This window comes from Salinimonas iocasae (genome assembly GCF_006228385.1).
Lineage (GTDB): Bacteria > Pseudomonadota > Gammaproteobacteria > Enterobacterales > Alteromonadaceae > Alteromonas > Alteromonas iocasae.
Map to the genome: position 1 here is coordinate 2,845,902 of NZ_CP039852.1, position 15,596 is coordinate 2,861,497.

The 15,596-nt window shown below is 46.1% G+C and carries 14 protein-coding genes; all 14 read right to left on the bottom strand.

Going from position 1 to position 15,596, the window contains the following annotated elements; translation table 11 throughout:
• Positions 1–80 precede the first annotated feature (80 nt).
• The 14 genes from FBQ74_RS12630 to fliD all read right to left on the bottom strand — a co-directional run bounded on the left by FBQ74_RS12630 (position 81) and on the right by fliD (position 15,581).
• Positions 81–1,550, bottom strand: coding sequence for a sigma-54 dependent transcriptional regulator (locus FBQ74_RS12630; RefSeq protein ID WP_139757004.1), 1,470 nt, complete (start codon positions 1,548–1,550; stop codon positions 81–83).
• Positions 1,551–1,702: 152 nt separating this feature from the next.
• A complete protein-coding gene (locus tag FBQ74_RS12635) occupies positions 1,703–2,521 on the bottom strand; it encodes a flagellin (RefSeq protein ID WP_139757005.1) in 819 nt (272 codons plus the stop codon).
• 90 nt (positions 2,522–2,611) lie between these two features.
• Positions 2,612–3,379: an oxidoreductase gene (locus tag FBQ74_RS12640; protein WP_139757006.1), complete on the bottom strand. Its 768-nt coding sequence runs from the start codon at positions 3,377–3,379 to the stop codon at positions 2,612–2,614.
• Complete coding sequence (locus tag FBQ74_RS12645) at positions 3,357–4,067, bottom strand: acylneuraminate cytidylyltransferase family protein (protein ID WP_139757007.1); 711 nt, start codon at positions 4,065–4,067, stop codon at positions 3,357–3,359. Before FBQ74_RS12645 ends, FBQ74_RS12640 begins: the two co-directional genes overlap by 23 nt.
• A 23-nt stretch (positions 4,068–4,090) precedes the next feature.
• Entirely contained in the window at positions 4,091–5,059 is a 969-nt protein-coding gene (locus tag FBQ74_RS12650) for a Gfo/Idh/MocA family protein (RefSeq protein ID WP_139757008.1), read from the bottom strand.
• Positions 5,059–6,117, bottom strand: a complete 1,059-nt coding sequence (locus FBQ74_RS12655; RefSeq protein WP_139757009.1) for a nucleotidyltransferase family protein — start codon at positions 6,115–6,117, stop codon at positions 5,059–5,061. Before FBQ74_RS12655 ends, FBQ74_RS12650 begins: the two co-directional genes overlap by 1 nt.
• A 42-nt stretch (positions 6,118–6,159) precedes the next feature.
• The gene (locus tag FBQ74_RS12660) at positions 6,160–6,786 is read right to left on the bottom strand and encodes an acetyltransferase (protein WP_139757010.1); all 627 of its coding nucleotides are present in this window, start codon (positions 6,784–6,786) and stop codon (positions 6,160–6,162) included.
• On the bottom strand, positions 6,776–7,852 hold the full coding sequence (gene neuB / locus FBQ74_RS12665) for an N-acetylneuraminate synthase (protein ID WP_269750696.1): 1,077 nt from the start codon (positions 7,850–7,852) through the stop codon (positions 6,776–6,778). Before neuB ends, FBQ74_RS12660 begins: the two co-directional genes overlap by 11 nt.
• Positions 7,833–9,017: a UDP-N-acetylglucosamine 2-epimerase gene (gene neuC / locus FBQ74_RS12670; RefSeq protein ID WP_139757012.1), complete on the bottom strand. Its 1,185-nt coding sequence runs from the start codon at positions 9,015–9,017 to the stop codon at positions 7,833–7,835. The genes neuB and neuC overlap by 20 nt, the downstream gene beginning before the upstream one ends.
• Before the next feature lie 16 nt (positions 9,018–9,033).
• On the bottom strand, positions 9,034–10,176 hold the full coding sequence (locus tag FBQ74_RS12675) for a LegC family aminotransferase (RefSeq protein WP_205912308.1): 1,143 nt from the start codon (positions 10,174–10,176) through the stop codon (positions 9,034–9,036).
• Between the two features lie 13 nt (positions 10,177–10,189).
• Positions 10,190–11,380 (bottom strand): UDP-N-acetylglucosamine 4,6-dehydratase, encoded by a 1,191-nt coding sequence (locus FBQ74_RS12680; protein ID WP_139757014.1) that lies wholly within the window; start codon positions 11,378–11,380, stop codon positions 10,190–10,192.
• Positions 11,381–11,492: 112 nt separating this feature from the next.
• Positions 11,493–13,604, bottom strand: coding sequence for a motility associated factor glycosyltransferase family protein (locus FBQ74_RS12685; protein WP_139757015.1), 2,112 nt, complete (start codon positions 13,602–13,604; stop codon positions 11,493–11,495).
• Positions 13,597–13,914 carry a hypothetical protein gene (locus tag FBQ74_RS12690; protein ID WP_139757016.1) on the bottom strand — a complete coding sequence of 106 codons (318 nt, stop codon included), beginning with the start codon at positions 13,912–13,914 and terminating at the stop codon, positions 13,597–13,599. Before FBQ74_RS12690 ends, FBQ74_RS12685 begins: the two co-directional genes overlap by 8 nt.
• Positions 13,915–14,159: 245 nt before the next feature.
• Positions 14,160–15,581 (bottom strand): flagellar filament capping protein FliD, encoded by a 1,422-nt coding sequence (gene fliD / locus FBQ74_RS12695; RefSeq protein ID WP_139757017.1) that lies wholly within the window; start codon positions 15,579–15,581, stop codon positions 14,160–14,162.
• Between the last annotated feature and the right edge of the window lie 15 nt (positions 15,582–15,596).

Here is a 15,596-nt window from a genome sequence, read left to right on the forward strand (position 1 = left end):
TAGTAACTAGCAGTTTTCAGGCCAAAATTTAAGCCTTTGTTTTCAATGGATTAGAATGGGGATAAGCGTGCTGTTGAATGTCAATTATCTGACGAGAGGGTTTCATCACGCTGAATGTTATACTTTCGCATTTTTTCGACCAGCGTTGTTCTGCGCATACCTAGTTTATCTGCAGCACGTGCAACAACCCAGTCCTGCTGTTCTAAAGCCTGAATAATCAGGTTGATTTCAAGTTCAGACAGGTACTCTTTGAGGTTCACCCCATCCTCAGGCAAATCAGAACGATACGACTCGGGTTCATCGCTTTGCTCCGGGGCAGCTTCTGGTGTGTCTTCCTGAGCAGCAGACTCAGCAAATAACGCATTGAACGCATCACGCTCTAGGAGTTCTTCGGGATATTCAGGCTGATACGCCTGCACTTCGCCGTACTGGTATTTGGGTGGCAGATCCTGAATGTCTACAATCTGACCGGGATACAAAATGCTTAAGCGCTCAACAAGATTCGACAGTTCCCTGACATTTCCGTCCCAGGAATGCTCCATTAAGGAGGCTATCGCCATTTCAGTAAACTTCACGCCTTCAACGCCGTCGCCCTTGATGCGGCTGATTAATTCCTGCAATAACAACGGAATATCTTCGCGTCGTTCACGCAGCGCCGGACTATCAATAGGAAATACATTAAGGCGGTAAAACAAATCTTCGCGGAACTTATTTTCCTGAATCATGGTTTCAAGATTGCGGTGGGTCGCCGCGACAATGCGTACATTGCATTGGATGGGTGTACTGCCACCCACTCTTTCGAAGGTGCGTTCCTGCAGAACCCGCAGTAGTTTTACCTGCATCTGCATGGGCATATCGCCAATTTCATCCAAAAACAGCGTGCCACTTTCAGCAAGCTCAAAACGACCTTTACGGGCACTGATGGCCCCCGTGAAAGCACCCTTTTCATGACCAAACAGCTCACTTTCCAGCAGCTCACCGGGAATAGCACCACAGTTTACCGGTATGAAAGGACCATCTTTACGTTCAGAAAAGAAATGTACATTACGCGCGACAACCTCTTTACCCGTACCGGATTCGCCAAGAATCAATACCGTTGCATCGGTGGGAGCAACCTGCTCGACCAGACGACGAACGGTTTGGATTTCCTCACTACGGCCTACCAGGGAACGGAATAAGCGGGTTTTTACGCCTGAAGGCTTTGTTGAACCGGGGCGGCGACGGCTGTATTCCTGGCAGCGGTGTATTGCTTGTGTCAATACCGGATAGGTCATTGGCAGCGTGCATGCACCGACAAGATTTCGCTCAGGATTGACTACGCCATCCTCTGCAACCACGGCAACAAACGGAATATGTGGAAACTGAAGAATCAGTTCCTGTGCGGTAGACACGGAAAAATCTACCAGAACAGCATCTACCGAATGAGTCTTAAGGTACTCAGCACTGCTTTTGTAAGAGCAGCTTGAGCAAGGCTCACCAATAAACGAAACAATGGTTTCAAGCTTATGAATAAGATCGCCGTTATCACTAACGAGCAGAATATCCTTCATTAAATCCCCGGAAGATGCGATTTTATTATTAACAGTCTAGCGCATCTGCATGATTGTAGCGGTAATCACAGTTAGCGCAACAACTGATCGCGTAAAATTGGTCAGAAAAAAAGCAGGCGAGCCTGCTTATTTATAGGATACGACACATTGTCTTAACTTAACAGCGCTAACACCTGTCCTTCCTGCTGAGTTGCCATCGACTGAACAGACATCGCGGCCTGGCCCTGTACATCCAGTGCAGCTTGCTGTGATGACGCCTGGGCATAATCCAGGTCAGCAATACGGCTTTGTGCCGCCGAGGAATTTACATCGGCCTGTGTCAGATTTCTGGCCGTACTGGCTAACTGATTTTGTGTTGCTCCTAACTCAGCACGATAGGCGCCGACGGTTTCAAGCGCAGCATCGGTTGCCGCCAGGGCATCATTCACACTGCCGGTGGTCACATCAACATTCAACACTGACGCAATATCATTTACCACGTCGTTGGTTTGTACATCGACATTCTCACCGGCATTGGCGCCAACCTGAAAACTCAATGCGCCCTGTTCACTCAACAGAGGCTTCCCACCGAATGTAGTCTGCTCGGCAGTTTGACTGATATTTTTCTGTAAGGCGGAGATTTCTGACTGAATGGCGCGCTTGTCGGCATCATTGAGACTGCCGTTACCTGCTTGCAGGGTTAACTCCCGAATGCGCGAAACATCGTTATTGATGCCGTCAAGGCCACCCTCAGCAACCTGAGCTAAAGAAATCCCGTCATAAACATTACTTACAGCCTGTCGGTTACCTTCAACCTGGGAGGTGAGACGGTCGATAATTTGCTGTGCGGCGGCGCCATCTGCTGCACTATTGACCTGTTTGCCACTTGCCAGCTTTTCCATCAGGTCAGTCTTTTTCTCCTGAACCTGATTGTTTTCCTGTACTTGCTTCGGAACGCCCAGACCGAACGTAGAATCTGTTATGCCTGTCATATCGCCTCCGCTTTTTGTTCACAGTATAGTAAACAGACAAAATTTCTGCAGGCAATATAAATACGTAAGTATGAAATGTAAGACCTGACGTTATAAACAAAAACCGTCATCAACCACAATGTTTTGCCCGGTTACGTACGATGACAAGTCCGATAGCAAAAATATGATAGAGCCGGTCACGTCGTTTACATCCAGCATTCCTTTACCGTTTGTTTGCTGTTTGTAGGCAGTTAAGAAACTTTGTGACTGATTGTCAAAAATGCCCCCCGGACAGATACAGTTCACCCTGAACTTACTGTCATTCACATAAGCGGCTGCATAACGACTCAGATGCTGAAGGGCAGCTTTAATCGCCGCATACTCAACGGGCATCGTCATTTGCGTATTTTCATATACCTCAAATTTGGGGGCTACAACCCCGTAAATCGAAGAAATATTAACCAGCGAGAACGGCTGCATACTTTTTTTAAAGTATTTCGCACTTTGCTGCATGAACAAAAAGGCGCTACCCAGATTTTGCGCTAAATTATCGTTGAAACTTTCCATTGTTACATCGAAGAAATGCTGGCCGTAGGACTTATTTCGCGGGTAACTACAATTTACGGCACCATCAATACTATCAATCTGTCCAAACAATGCCTCAACCTCATGAGGCTGAGTCACGTCCGTCTTTACCGTTTCTAGTCTGCCGTTATATTCAGCCTGGTTTTTCTGAGAAAAAAAGTCATTTTTATCAAACGTTAAATCTGCCGCAATGACTTTGCCGCCCTGCCCCAGAATTGCCTGGCACAGCTGAGCCCCTAACAGCCCCGCTGCGCCAGTTACCAAAATGTTTTTATTTTTTAGCAGCGCATTCAAAACCTACTTCCTCAATCATTATTTCAGCTAACTTAAAATCATAGATGTCATCGATATCGACCGCATGGCTTTTAGGAATCTCAACATGCGATACCCTGCCCTGAAATATACCTGACTGGGTCAGAATATAATCGGGCGTAGTTGTGTAAAACGAGGTAACAATATCAAAAGCCTGCGGTGCATCCTGTCTGCGCGTGATAATCTCATCAGGCGTATTCATTAGCTCCACCAAACCATCCTCTCGCAATTTCACGACATTAAAAAAAGGATTGCGATGCGTTTTAGCAATGGAAATACAAATATCGCCATCCTTATTTTTTATCCTTTCAATGGACGCTTCCACATCCCCGATACGGCGGATTGGACTGGTAGCGGGAAGGCTGACAAAAATATCAAACGCGCCATAATGCTTACTTACCCATTCTACTGCGTGACGCCATGAAAGCCATTCAGGACTGGTGTCGGTAGCTAGCGCGTCAGGCCGTTCAATCACGATAGCGCCGTGTTGGTGTGCCACATCAGCAATGCCCGCATCGTCGGTTGACACAAATACCCCGTCAATCACACTGCTCGCTTTAGCTAGCTCAATGGCGTGGGCCAGCAAAGGTTTGCCCGCTAATGGTTTGATATTTTTTCCCGGAAGTCCTTTAGAACCGCCCCTGGCAAATACAAAAGCAAATGTTTTCATCTGAGCTGATCTCTGATGCAGATTTAATTTTTGGCAACCGATTTTATATCACTTATCAGCCTGACGACGCCGAGCGATTCTGTCAAAGTGGCGACAGGGTTAACATCGTCAGCATTAGATATAAAGCGACTGAGCATATCAATGTACATGTTATTTTTATCCCACTGTGCGTCTTCATAAATAATTCGCTCGCCCTGCTTATCAAAAACAATTACCTTATTGGCAACTAAATTCCACTCAAGGGTCCCTTCACTTCCAATAACCCGGCAGGTTCTTGTGACCTTATGCTGCAGGAGGTCTAAATGGATATTGATAATCCCACCAGCCCGCGTGCTTGCCACAATATCCGCCTGATCTTCTACGTCCAAACCTAATTGGCTGGAGGATCGCACAATGGCGTGCTGGATAGTCAACGCGCCGAAAATCCACTGGCAATAATCAAATTCATGACTTAATTCGAACAGCGCTCCACCGCCTAACGCCTTTTGGGCTGTAACCGACTGCATATAATCTTTGCCTGGTCTCCATTGCGACAAATGCTGCCCTGTTTCGATAAACACGTTATAAATATCACCGAGTCTATTCTCACTTATAAACGATTTGACAATTGAAGAAGAGGGTAAAAATCTCAGACAATAGCCTACGCCTACCGGGGTGCGATTTTTGCTGGAAGCGCTCATGATTTCTTCAACATCATGAACGTTGGTGGCAACCGGTTTTTCAATCAATGTCGGTATGTTCTTTTCTATAAAAACAAGCGCGTGCGTTTTATGAAACGGGGCTGGCGAAGCGATAATCGCCACATCAATATCGGTAAAAGGGATAGCGTCAAAGCAGCTTAAAAACACATCACAGTTGTCCGGTATCGTGTCGGGTGTGCGTCCACTTGAAGACAGGGCGTACACGGTTGCCCCTGAAAACATCTTTTTTATATTAGCGCGGTGACGCCTGGCGATATTTCCAAGACCCACCACCACTGCATTGAAGGACATTACTCTAAATCCAGATACTTAATGTCTGCCTGGGCACGATTAAAGTCATCCATTCTTCCCACATCCATCCAGTACTCATGGATAGGAAACATCAAAATATTGTTTTCTTTCTTCAGACACTGCTCTAGCAATGACGGCATATCTATTTTGGTATCTTTGGGCACGGAATCTATTATCTCAGGTGAGACTACATAAATGCCGGCATTCACAAAAAAGTGATGAACCGGTTTTTCTGTCATACCGACAATCTTATTGCCTTCGTTCTCAATTACACCAAAAGGCACCTGATAATTGTATTCCTTCACACACATGGTGGCGAAGGCGCCATTATCCTGATGAAAATCCATCAGAACCTTGAAATCTACATTGGTTAATACATCACCGTTAATCATGATTAACGGACTATTCGATATGGTTTTGGGCAACAAACCCAATGCCCCACCGGTCCCCAATGGCTCCTCTTCGTGAACGTAGGTGATATTCACGCCCAGCTCTTCACCATCGCCAAAGTGGTTCGTTATTTTTTCGGCCATGTAATGTGTAGAGATATAAAAATTGTAAAAGCCAAGTTTTATAAAGCGCCGCATTATGATCTCAAGAATTGGCTTATCGCCAATTTTGAGCATTGGCTTCGGGCAACTATCGGTAAGCGGCTTTAACCGCGTTCCGAACCCACCAGACATGATGAAAACAGGATTGTCATACTTTCTCTTGCGGATTGCTTCATGAAGCGTTTTAAGACCAACAACATTATACTCATCATCGACAAGCGGCACCGACGACAGGCGTTTTCCCTTCATAAGCTCTAATAATCTGTCGTTTGACGTATTGTAGGGTGCTGTCACTGGCGCTGCATTCATCACCTGTTGGACGCAGTCGCCTATGGATACTTCCCGCAGAAGACCTCTTCTGATATCACCGTCAGTGATCGTGCCCATGAGGCGATTGCCCTCACTAACCACCAACGCAATACCTAAAGACTCGCTGTTTATGATCTCAATAGCTTCTTTTATCGTGCCTGAAGAAGAAATCAGCGTTTTTTGCCAGTGATAAGACATAATTCAGGTCCTTGTCGTAAGGTCTACTAGTAAGTTCTACAGTTAGCGACGAACTGTTTTCCCATCGTCGACGGCGCGCGTTATACATGTGCCTGCGCCAATAATGGCATTCGAGCCGATGGTCATGCCATTAATTATCGTAGCTCCAGCGCCGACGAAAACGTCGTTACCTGTTGTTACTTCACCACAAACAGTCGAGCCAGGAGCAATATGATTGCGTGAACCAATTTGGCAATCGTGCTCTATGACAGCCTGGGTATTAACGATTGTCTGCTCGCCAATAACCGCACCAGCCTGAATGATCGCGCCCGACATTATTTGTGCACCTTGTTTTATTGTTGCATAAGCAGAGACCGTAGCAGTCGGTGCAATGACCGATTCAAAGGTATACCCTTGTGCCAGAAAATACTCACAAACTTTCTTTCTGCTGTCTGCGCCCGGAAGCATCCCGATAGCATTGACCAATAAGACCTCGTCAGGCGCATAGCGTCGGACATCCTCATCGCTACTGAGATGGTTAATACCATCAAATAGCGGACTTTCCATTAGTGGTTCAGGGCTGACCACAGCAGCTATTTGCTTATCCTGCTGCAATAAAATATCTGCCAGAACCCGGGCATGCCCACCGCCTCCAATTAATATTATCGGCAGGCCCGTATTATTCTTCAACGATTAGGTCCCCCGCCCGATAATGCCGCAACGCACGTCGCCCCAGCATCTCCCAATACTGATAAGGAGAAACGCCGCTACCAGGCCTCATGGTTGTCAGATCCGCTGCGCTGAATACTTCTCCTTTGGGAACCTCACGTGCAGCCACTACACTTTTTCTGGCGATATCTTTGTTTTTCAGTTCAGACGGTGTAGGAGATTTTTGGTGAGAGCCCAAAGCCTGCTCTACTTCACGAATAGACTTGACCATCTGCGATAATTCAGTGGGATCCAGTGACGCCTTGTGATCCGGCCCGTCCATATTTTTATCCAGCGTAAAATGCTTTTCTATTACCACGGCGCCTCTGGCAACCGCTGCAATTGGCACAGATATACCTGAGCTATGATCAGAATATCCGGTAGCAAGCCCGAATTTACTTTTCATCGTATCCATGGCTCTTAAGTTTATCTCGTCAAACGGAGCGGGATACTCCGTTGTACAGTGCAGCAAGGTGACGCTGTTTTTCAGTGCTTTTTGTCCTGCCATGGAATGATAAGCGTCATCAAATGCCTGTCTTGACGGTTTAGACGTGGTATCGGCTGTCAGCCCATAGGCAATGACGCCAAGGGCAGCCTCAATTTCTGCTTCCGATGCCATTCCGGTCGACAGAATAAGCTGGCAACCGGCGCGGGCGTACTCCAAAACTAACGGAGCATTAGTCAGCTCGCCAGAAGGAATTTTAAGTCGCGACAATCCAAGCTCGTTAACTAAAAAATGAAGGCTTGTCAGATCGAATGCGGTTGATAAAAACTCAATTCCAGACTGATGGCAGTAAGACATCAGCTTGTGATGACTTTCATAAGAAAGCTCCAGGCGCGACAACATCGACAACTGTGATTCCTCACGCTGGGTATTGTGCACCTGATAATCCGCTTGTCTGGCCTGGGCTGTAACCAGCTTTTCCGCTTTGAAGGTTTGGAACTTGACCACGTCAGCGCCTGCTGCACAGGCGACGTCGACAAGCTTAAATGCTAAATCTTCACTACCATTGTGATTCACGCCAGCTTCAGCAATTATCAATGTCACTGTCATCTACCTTTAGATTGAAAAATTTTTTGAATGGTGGCCCGGAAAAACGTTTGATGATTTGCAGGACGTTTTCACTACTATCGCCCTGGCCATAGGGGTTGGTAATATTCTCGCCAGCAGCTTTATAGCGTCTGTCTAAAGCAACCCCCACCGCCTCACTAATTGCACGCTCATCTGCATCACAATGAATAACGCTTTTGGCTGCCAGGCGTCCTTTTTGGCGAACACCAATATTAACAGTCGGAACATCAAGGGAAGGCACCTCAATAATGCCACTTGATGAGTTTCCAATCACTGCAGAACAATGTTTTACAGCGCTTAAATATCGTATGTGCCCGAGCGATGGAATAGTGAGCACACGGTCAGGCGCTTTCTCGCCATATGCTGCAAGCAGTGGAATAATTTTTCTGCCCCCATTATCGGCGTTCGGATAGGTCAGAATCACCTGCAAGTAAGGATAGTCGTCCAAAGCATTCAACAACGCGCTGAAAGTTTGTTCCGGATCCTCATCGCCAGATGTAACAGGATGATAGGTTACAACAACGTAAGGCCGGGCAAGCTCGAAGCCCAGCGATGCACTAAGCTTTTCTGGTGATAAAAGAGTCGACTTGGTTAAGTGATCCAGCCCCAATGCGCCCACGTTAATGACCCGCTCCGGCGCTTCCCCCAACTGAATGACCCGTTGTCTGTATTCTTCGGTTGAGACACCGTGCAGATAACTTAGCTTTGTTATCGCGTGCCTGATATTGTCATCATAAGCACCTTCTGATATTTCCCCACCGTGTAGGTGGAGTACCGGAATGCCTAGAATCATGGCAGTCTGTGCGGCGGCAAGTGCCTCGTAGCGATCCCCCAAAATAACGATAATATCTGGCTTGAGTCTGACTAATGCATCGGTGAAGCCCAGTACACCCAAGCCAATACTTTTGGCTACCGCCGACGCTGAATTCGATGAAAGTAGAATCTCAATCTTTTCATCGATAAAAAATCCGTCTTTCTCAATTTGTTGATAGGTATTGCCAAACTCTTCACTCAGGTGAGAACCGCTTACCAGCAGTTGTAACTTCAGAGCGGGGTCGTTCTGAATGTTCTTCATCAGCCAATACAGCAATCCGTAGTCTGCTCGGGTACCGGTAAAAACGGTGACTTTTTTTATATCCATGATTTGTTAACCCACATCAGACAGAAACTGGCGAGCTGGGCAGATTGATCAGGTGAGCCTCAAAATACTCAGCATTGGGCAAGCTGCCCCGTAAAGCATTTTTATACATAGGTAACCTGTGCATCAGTCGCCATACCGGCCTGGTCATTACCCCATCACCGTTGGTTTCAGCCAATACTTTATCACGTGTTTCCTGGTCAGGGCACAGGACCGCATTTAGCCAAAAATTAGATTTTGCGTGCGCTGGTTCATCGACGAACCTGAAGATTGAGTTGTAGAAAAATGCTTTGTAATTTGCGGCCAACTCTCTCTTGCTTTTAATGAAGGTGTCCAGCTTTTCGATTTGGGCACACCCCAGTGCCGCGTTCAAATTCGGCATTCTGTAATTAAAGCCCGCTTCATCATGGTAAAACTCATAGGGGTGCGGCACTTTCGCGGTGGTAGTAATATACTTTATCCGATCGCCAAGGGCAGCATCATTGCAAAGCACCATACCGCCTCCGCCGGTCGTAATAATCTTATTGCCGTTAAAACTTATCGCACCGAACAGACCGAATGTTCCGGTATGCTGTCCTTTATAAAAAGAGCCCAGGCTTTCGGCGGCATCTTCTATCAGAGTGATACCCCACTTTTCACATACGCTGATAAGCGCGTCCAACTCCACAGGATGGCCGAAGGTATGCACAGGCAGCGCGGCTTTAATACGTCTACCGGACTTTTGATGAATACAGCCCTGTTCACTTAATACTGCATGCTGTTCAAGAAAATCGTCAACCGCGTTCGGGCACAGACCCAGCGTATTGGCAGATACATCGACGAAAACAGGTTCCGCCCCAAGATGAAATAATGCATTACAGGTTGCCACAAAGGTGAGGGCCTGAGTAATGACAAGATCACCGGCTTTTATATCAGCCAGATGCAGACTTGTGTGTAAGGCCGCCGTACCATTTGTTGTGGCAACCGCTCTGGTAGCGCCGGTATAGTTGGCCACCCGTTTTTCAAACTCATCAACATACTTGCCGACACTGGAAACAAACGTGCTGTCGATGGTATCCAACAAAAACGCCTTTTCCGTGCTATCAAACGTTGGCGCGTGTAAAGGAATGAATTCATTGGTTTTGTACAAATCCCGAATAAATTCATTAATCATTTTGCTCATCATCTGTTTGCCTTTACATCTTGCTGTCCAGGTATTTACCGGTTTCCAAATGATTGAAGTTGTTCAGCATTTCGCTGAACAGCTCAACAAGCTGAGCTTTTTCCCAATAGCCTGCACGCTTCAGTGCGTCGATAGCGTCGGAAAAGTAGTGAAGCCGCTCCTCACTGACGTCTAGTGCATTTTGAATAACGCCTATACTTTTGAAGCTATCCATATTTACGTTTTCATCAGCGGTGAAGAATTCTTCAAAATCTTTTTCGCCGGTCGTATCGCTGCTTGTGAACAAACAAGGCCATTGGCCCTTTGCAGGTAGTGTCGCCATGAGTGATCGTGCTTCCTGCTCGGACTCACAATGGTAAGGAGCGTACCCCTGTAACCTTACATATTTCTCTGCGATCTCAGCAAAGGTAATCAAATGCAACGACTCAGAAAGCTTTGGAAAAAAGATATCTCTGTTATCACCAAAGATACAGGACATAAGGCAAAGTTCGCCTGACTCTTTGGGTGTCAGGAAATAGCGTTTAATGTCGTTCGGCGCCACGATAGGCTGATTTTTTTGTAGCCGCTGATTGAAGCTGTGCAGTAAAGAGCCGTCCGAAAATGCCACATTGGCAAATCTGGCCGTGGAAATAGCAACAGACTGACTTTCACGCATCAGGTACATTTCCATAATGCGCTTCGACGCGCCCATCATATTCACCGGGTTCGCCGCTTTGTCTGTGGACACGCAAAAATATTTTTTTACACCGCTTTGGACGGATTGCTGAAGCGTTTTCAATGTATTGAAAATGTTTACATCAATCATACGCATTAAAGTGAATGGATCTTTTTCACTTCTGACATGCTTCAGCGCTGACAGGTTAAGTACGTAATCAAACTCTCCTGCGCTTTTGATAAAAGCATCATAGGCGACAGAACCGATATCAAGCGCGTAGGTTTGAAAATCACCGTCTATATAGCCAAAGCTGCTTCTGATATCACGGACCAGTTCTGCCAGGTTATTTTCGCTTATGTCGACAACATACAGTTTCTTTGGCTGCCGTTTAAAAATCTCTTTAGTGACCGCCTGGCCAATTGTGCCTGCTCCGCCTAAAACTAAAAAGCGAGACTTGCTGACAATGGTGTTAAGCGCGTTCTCTCGTGCATAGATATCGTCGCTAAATATTTCGTTCTGTCGACCGATTAGCTGTAAAACATCCGTCATGAAAGCACCTTCAGGCTAAAGAAAGTTTCATCACATTTAGAAAGCTCAGCTTTTTGCAAACGCTGTTGTAAAGAAGCAAGTGTAATCCGGCGTTTGGGTAATAAAAATATTCTCATGATGATTCGTTTAATCCCCGGATTTTATTATGCTGCTCAAAAGAGTGGTCACATCGCCGACTCCACGCATGCCGGTAATCATTCTTCATCGCCTCGATACACGCTGCCCATACTTCCAGCGCCTGGGCAAACCAGTTCAGTGTTTTTTCTTCATCCGCGTATAGATAAAGCAGGCTTATCATCGGGCCATGAAAATACAAAAGCGTACCTTTGATAACGTGAAACAGATGACCATACCGTCTGCCGCGATACGCAAACACGACTCTGGCTTGAGCTCGCAGTAAATCCGAAGCTTCCTTACGCGTTGCGTAAGGGCGCTGCCCAATCTCCAATAGGTAGTCGCATAATGATACAAATTCAGCAATACCGACTGATTCTTCCGGCTTCTCTATGTCAAACGGACGGAAGAAGCTGCTTTTTATTTCTTCGATAATTGACTGCTTATTGTGTTTAAGCGGTATACAGAGAATATCGTCGGCTTGCAGTGGTTCAGCACCCGTAATCTTTGCGCCATGACCGACATTATAAAATTGTGTGTGCGGAGAAGTTTTGACCAGATATTCAAGCTGTTGCTTCGACTGAACCAGCAAACTCGTTGCTTTTACGTGCCCTCCCAGGTTCCCTTCCAACTCGAAAGGTGCATTGGTTTCTGCGACCAGTTTTTGTTTAAAAGCCGGATCGCGATAGACGCTATGGGATGAATGCGTTGAGCCATCTACCGGATAACCATTGTCTACGCCGAACATATAGATTTCACCGAATCCCATCATTGTTGCGAATGAAAGGGCTGTATTAGCCACCAAAGGCCCGGCGAAAGGTAATTCGGGAATATTTTGTTGATGCTGCTTAAAATATTCAAGCTGTGAAAATACGGTAGCCGCTTCGGGACCTTTTAAACCCAATCCCGCCCATTGATACAGCGAGGGGACTTCAGAGTACATCACATCCACGGCTAGCAGGTTCAAATCCTTAAGGGTTTCCCGCTTATTGGTTTCCAGCAATATGTCATAGGTGACTTTAGGGCGTTCTACAAGCACATGAAAGTCTGGTTTTATACCCAGCTTTGTTAATGTCGGTAACGCTGTACCCGCAGCAAACAAAATAATATTGTCGCGGTTTTCCCGAATAACATCGATAGCCTCATCCACAGAGGGACCATTAGCAACCACGTAAGCTGTTAAGTGTTTAAATTTTTGTTTATCTTTGACGCCAACAAATGCCGGACACTGGTTATCATTAAAATTTTCGATACTGTGAGCTAGCCCTGTTACCGCATCGTTATAAAAGCCATACCCAAGCTGAATCTGATGAAAGTGATCAAAAAATGCTTTGATCAACGCATTATTTTGCTTCCCCGGTGTATGCTGATAACAAAAACTACTGATCAGTGAAAAAGCACCAACATCATTATAGACTTGTTGCACTTGCTCAAAAAATACATCATAAGTGACACCGATATGCAGAAAAACGCAACCGCTTCCTTCATCGGCTTTCTTGAAGATAACTTCCCAGTCAGTACAAAAAAGACTGGCGTAAAACATCTCAAAATCCGGTTCGCATACAAAAATGTAGTCGAAGGTATGGGATTCCAGTAATGCTGTGAGTGCGTAACCCAATCCGACACCAAACATGATACATGTTGGATAATGTACAGGCAGAGATTCCAGCAGCGGTTCATCCTCGGGGACAATATCGATGAGTGTCTTCGCCAGTTTCGCCATATGACGTATATGTAGACGCTTATCCGCTTTTATTGTGTCGTCAATCCCTCGATATAATAGCGAACGGCCAAAACTAGCTTTGGCTGTGTTTTTTGAGACCTGACGCCGCGATTGCTGATACGGGTCGTCACCATAAAGCGGCACCGTGGCATCACGCGGCACAAAATTGCCATCGCCGGATGGGCTGGCAAATACATTGAAATCCTGACGCGGTGTAAAATTCGAAATTTGTTTAAAAAGCTCAGGGTAATATGTTTTAAACGCCGCCAGATTATTTTGAAAACGCTGCTCAGAATCTTTGGCAAACTTGGTCTGGCGCGCCTGGTAATCCTGCGCTACCCTAAGTTTTTGTTCAAGTTCCAACAGTGAAGCCTGTAGATTATCCATGCGTGTTTTTACCCTGATATTTATTATTCGTTTTTAATTCGCTTTTTTTATTGAACGGAGCGATCACATCAATGAGCTGACGACTGCGTTTATTCATCGCCCCCTCCTCGTCCGTTAGCCATTCAGCCAGTTCGTAAAGATAACGCTGCTGCTCAGCGCTTAACGCCATTAATTCCGATCGCGATAATTGCCGTATTGACGCCGCTAATTTATCTGCCACCGATACCGCATCATCGTACTGCTCTTGTTCGATAAGTTCAGCAAGCGCTGCCGCATGAATTGTGACATCATTAAAGTTATTGTTTGGCATTTCTCTGTGCTCGTTATCTGGATGTAATCAACAGCAAAAGCAGGATTTTTGTCAATGTTGGCCTACGTTCGTGGTAAAAGCACAAAGTATGCCTGTTTTGCCTCGTCGTTTTTACGGCATGTGTGTCAATAATCAGGCAGGAGCAGCGCGGTAATGCAGATGTTGATAAACGGCAAACTGCCCGCAAGGGGGCATAAACTGCGTTATAAAGGTATCACGATTAGTGAAACGTCAGGGGGCGGCAATTACTTTTCCCTGACGAAACCTGGTAAAGAGTCCAGTTGTCCCATCAGATAACTACCGGCGCTACGCATTGACGCTATCAGTGTATCCAGCGAAGCATATTTGTTGCGCAGGCTGGTTTCAAGTTGCTGCATCCTGTATTGATGGTCACTGCGATCATCTTCTAAATCATCTTTTTGAATATTGAGGTAGTCCTGACGCTGTTTAAGGATCCCGCCACTGTCAACATAGCTATCAAGAATGTTACCAAAGGTCTCAGCAAGACCACCCGCATTGGTGAAAAGCTTGCCGACATCAGAAAAGCCGCTGTCAAGTGCTTCATTAACACTGCGAACCACATTATCTTTTTCGAGCTTACCATTCTGGTTCAGTGATAAACCAATATCAAAAATAGTCTGGAAATCTCCAGCATCACTGATTTGGGTGGTTAATGCGTTAGTAAGCTGATCTTTAATTGCCCTGACTGTGGCATCGCCAAAAAGGGGAGCCTTTACCGATGCAGATTGCTGATTAATCATATCAATCGTATTATTGAAGGCATTTACGAAGCTATCGATTTTTTCTGTCACCCCTTCGCGGTCAAAGGCGATATCCGCGTTAGCAATTTCGCCATTCTCACTGGGTCTTTTGGCAGTGATCGTCAGTCCTTGCACGGCATCGCTGAAAACGTTACCATCGTTGGTTATTTGAATTCCATCGACTTCTATAATTGCATCCTGTGCTACATTTTCAGGTGCAATAGCCAGACCACCAGCACCGCCACCATTTGCGACGGTAGACAAGCGATCGAGTTCAGAATTATTGTTGGTTATGACAAGATCGTTACCCGAGCCCGCTTCCGATGACTCGATGACCAGCAGGCTTTCAGAGCCTGTGTTTATAATATTGGCTGAAACACCAAAAGAACCACTGGCGTCATTGATGGCCTGACGAATATCTTCCAGAGTCGCACCCGCATCGATATCAATATCAAAGGAATTTGTACCGGCTGAAAACGTCAAAGTACTGGCGCTTGTTGCTACCACTTCATCTGCCGAAGTGAATGTATTGGCGGGGTTAGATGTATCAGTCTGAGCGCGGCTGCCCTGCGCCAGTTGCAAAACACTGATATCAAATGAGCCGGTTGTAGCGGTTTCATCCGCTTTTACCGAAACAAGATCACCTAATGAGCCGGACGTGTCAGGTTGGCGAACGGTTGCCGCACGCTGATTGAATTTATCAGGATCTGATAGCTCTTCAAAAATATCTTGCAGCTTACTCATCACGGACTTGATGCCGCCAATGCCGGTAAGCTCAACGGACAATTCAGACTCGCGCTTGGCAAACTTTTGTAATTTGGGTTGATTAGTGGCTTGCAGAGTCGAAGAAATAATGGATTCGAGGTCTATTCCAGACCCTACGCCAGCATTAGTGATTGTTGCCATACTCCCCCCTATATT

Coding starts and splice junctions, on each gene's coding strand:
- FBQ74_RS12630 (WP_139757004.1), bottom strand. CDS start 1,550: ATGAAGGATATTCTGCTCGTTAGTGATAACGGCGATCTTATTCATAAG.
- FBQ74_RS12635 (WP_139757005.1), bottom strand. CDS start 2,521: ATGACAGGCATAACAGATTCTACGTTCGGTCTGGGCGTTCCGAAGCAA.
- FBQ74_RS12645 (WP_139757007.1), bottom strand. CDS start 4,067: ATGAAAACATTTGCTTTTGTATTTGCCAGGGGCGGTTCTAAAGGACTT.
- FBQ74_RS12650 (WP_139757008.1), bottom strand. CDS start 5,059: ATGTCCTTCAATGCAGTGGTGGTGGGTCTTGGAAATATCGCCAGGCGT.
- FBQ74_RS12655 (WP_139757009.1), bottom strand. CDS start 6,117: ATGTCTTATCACTGGCAAAAAACGCTGATTTCTTCTTCAGGCACGATA.
- neuC (WP_139757012.1), bottom strand. CDS start 9,017: ATGGATATAAAAAAAGTCACCGTTTTTACCGGTACCCGAGCAGACTAC.
- FBQ74_RS12675 (WP_205912308.1), bottom strand. CDS start 10,176: ATGAGCAAAATGATTAATGAATTTATTCGGGATTTGTACAAAACCAAT.
- FBQ74_RS12680 (WP_139757014.1), bottom strand. CDS start 11,380: ATGACGGATGTTTTACAGCTAATCGGTCGACAGAACGAAATATTTAGC.
- FBQ74_RS12685 (WP_139757015.1), bottom strand. CDS start 13,604: ATGGATAATCTACAGGCTTCACTGTTGGAACTTGAACAAAAACTTAGG.
- FBQ74_RS12690 (WP_139757016.1), bottom strand. CDS start 13,914: ATGCCAAACAATAACTTTAATGATGTCACAATTCATGCGGCAGCGCTT.
- fliD (WP_139757017.1), bottom strand. CDS start 15,581: ATGGCAACAATCACTAATGCTGGCGTAGGGTCTGGAATAGACCTCGAA.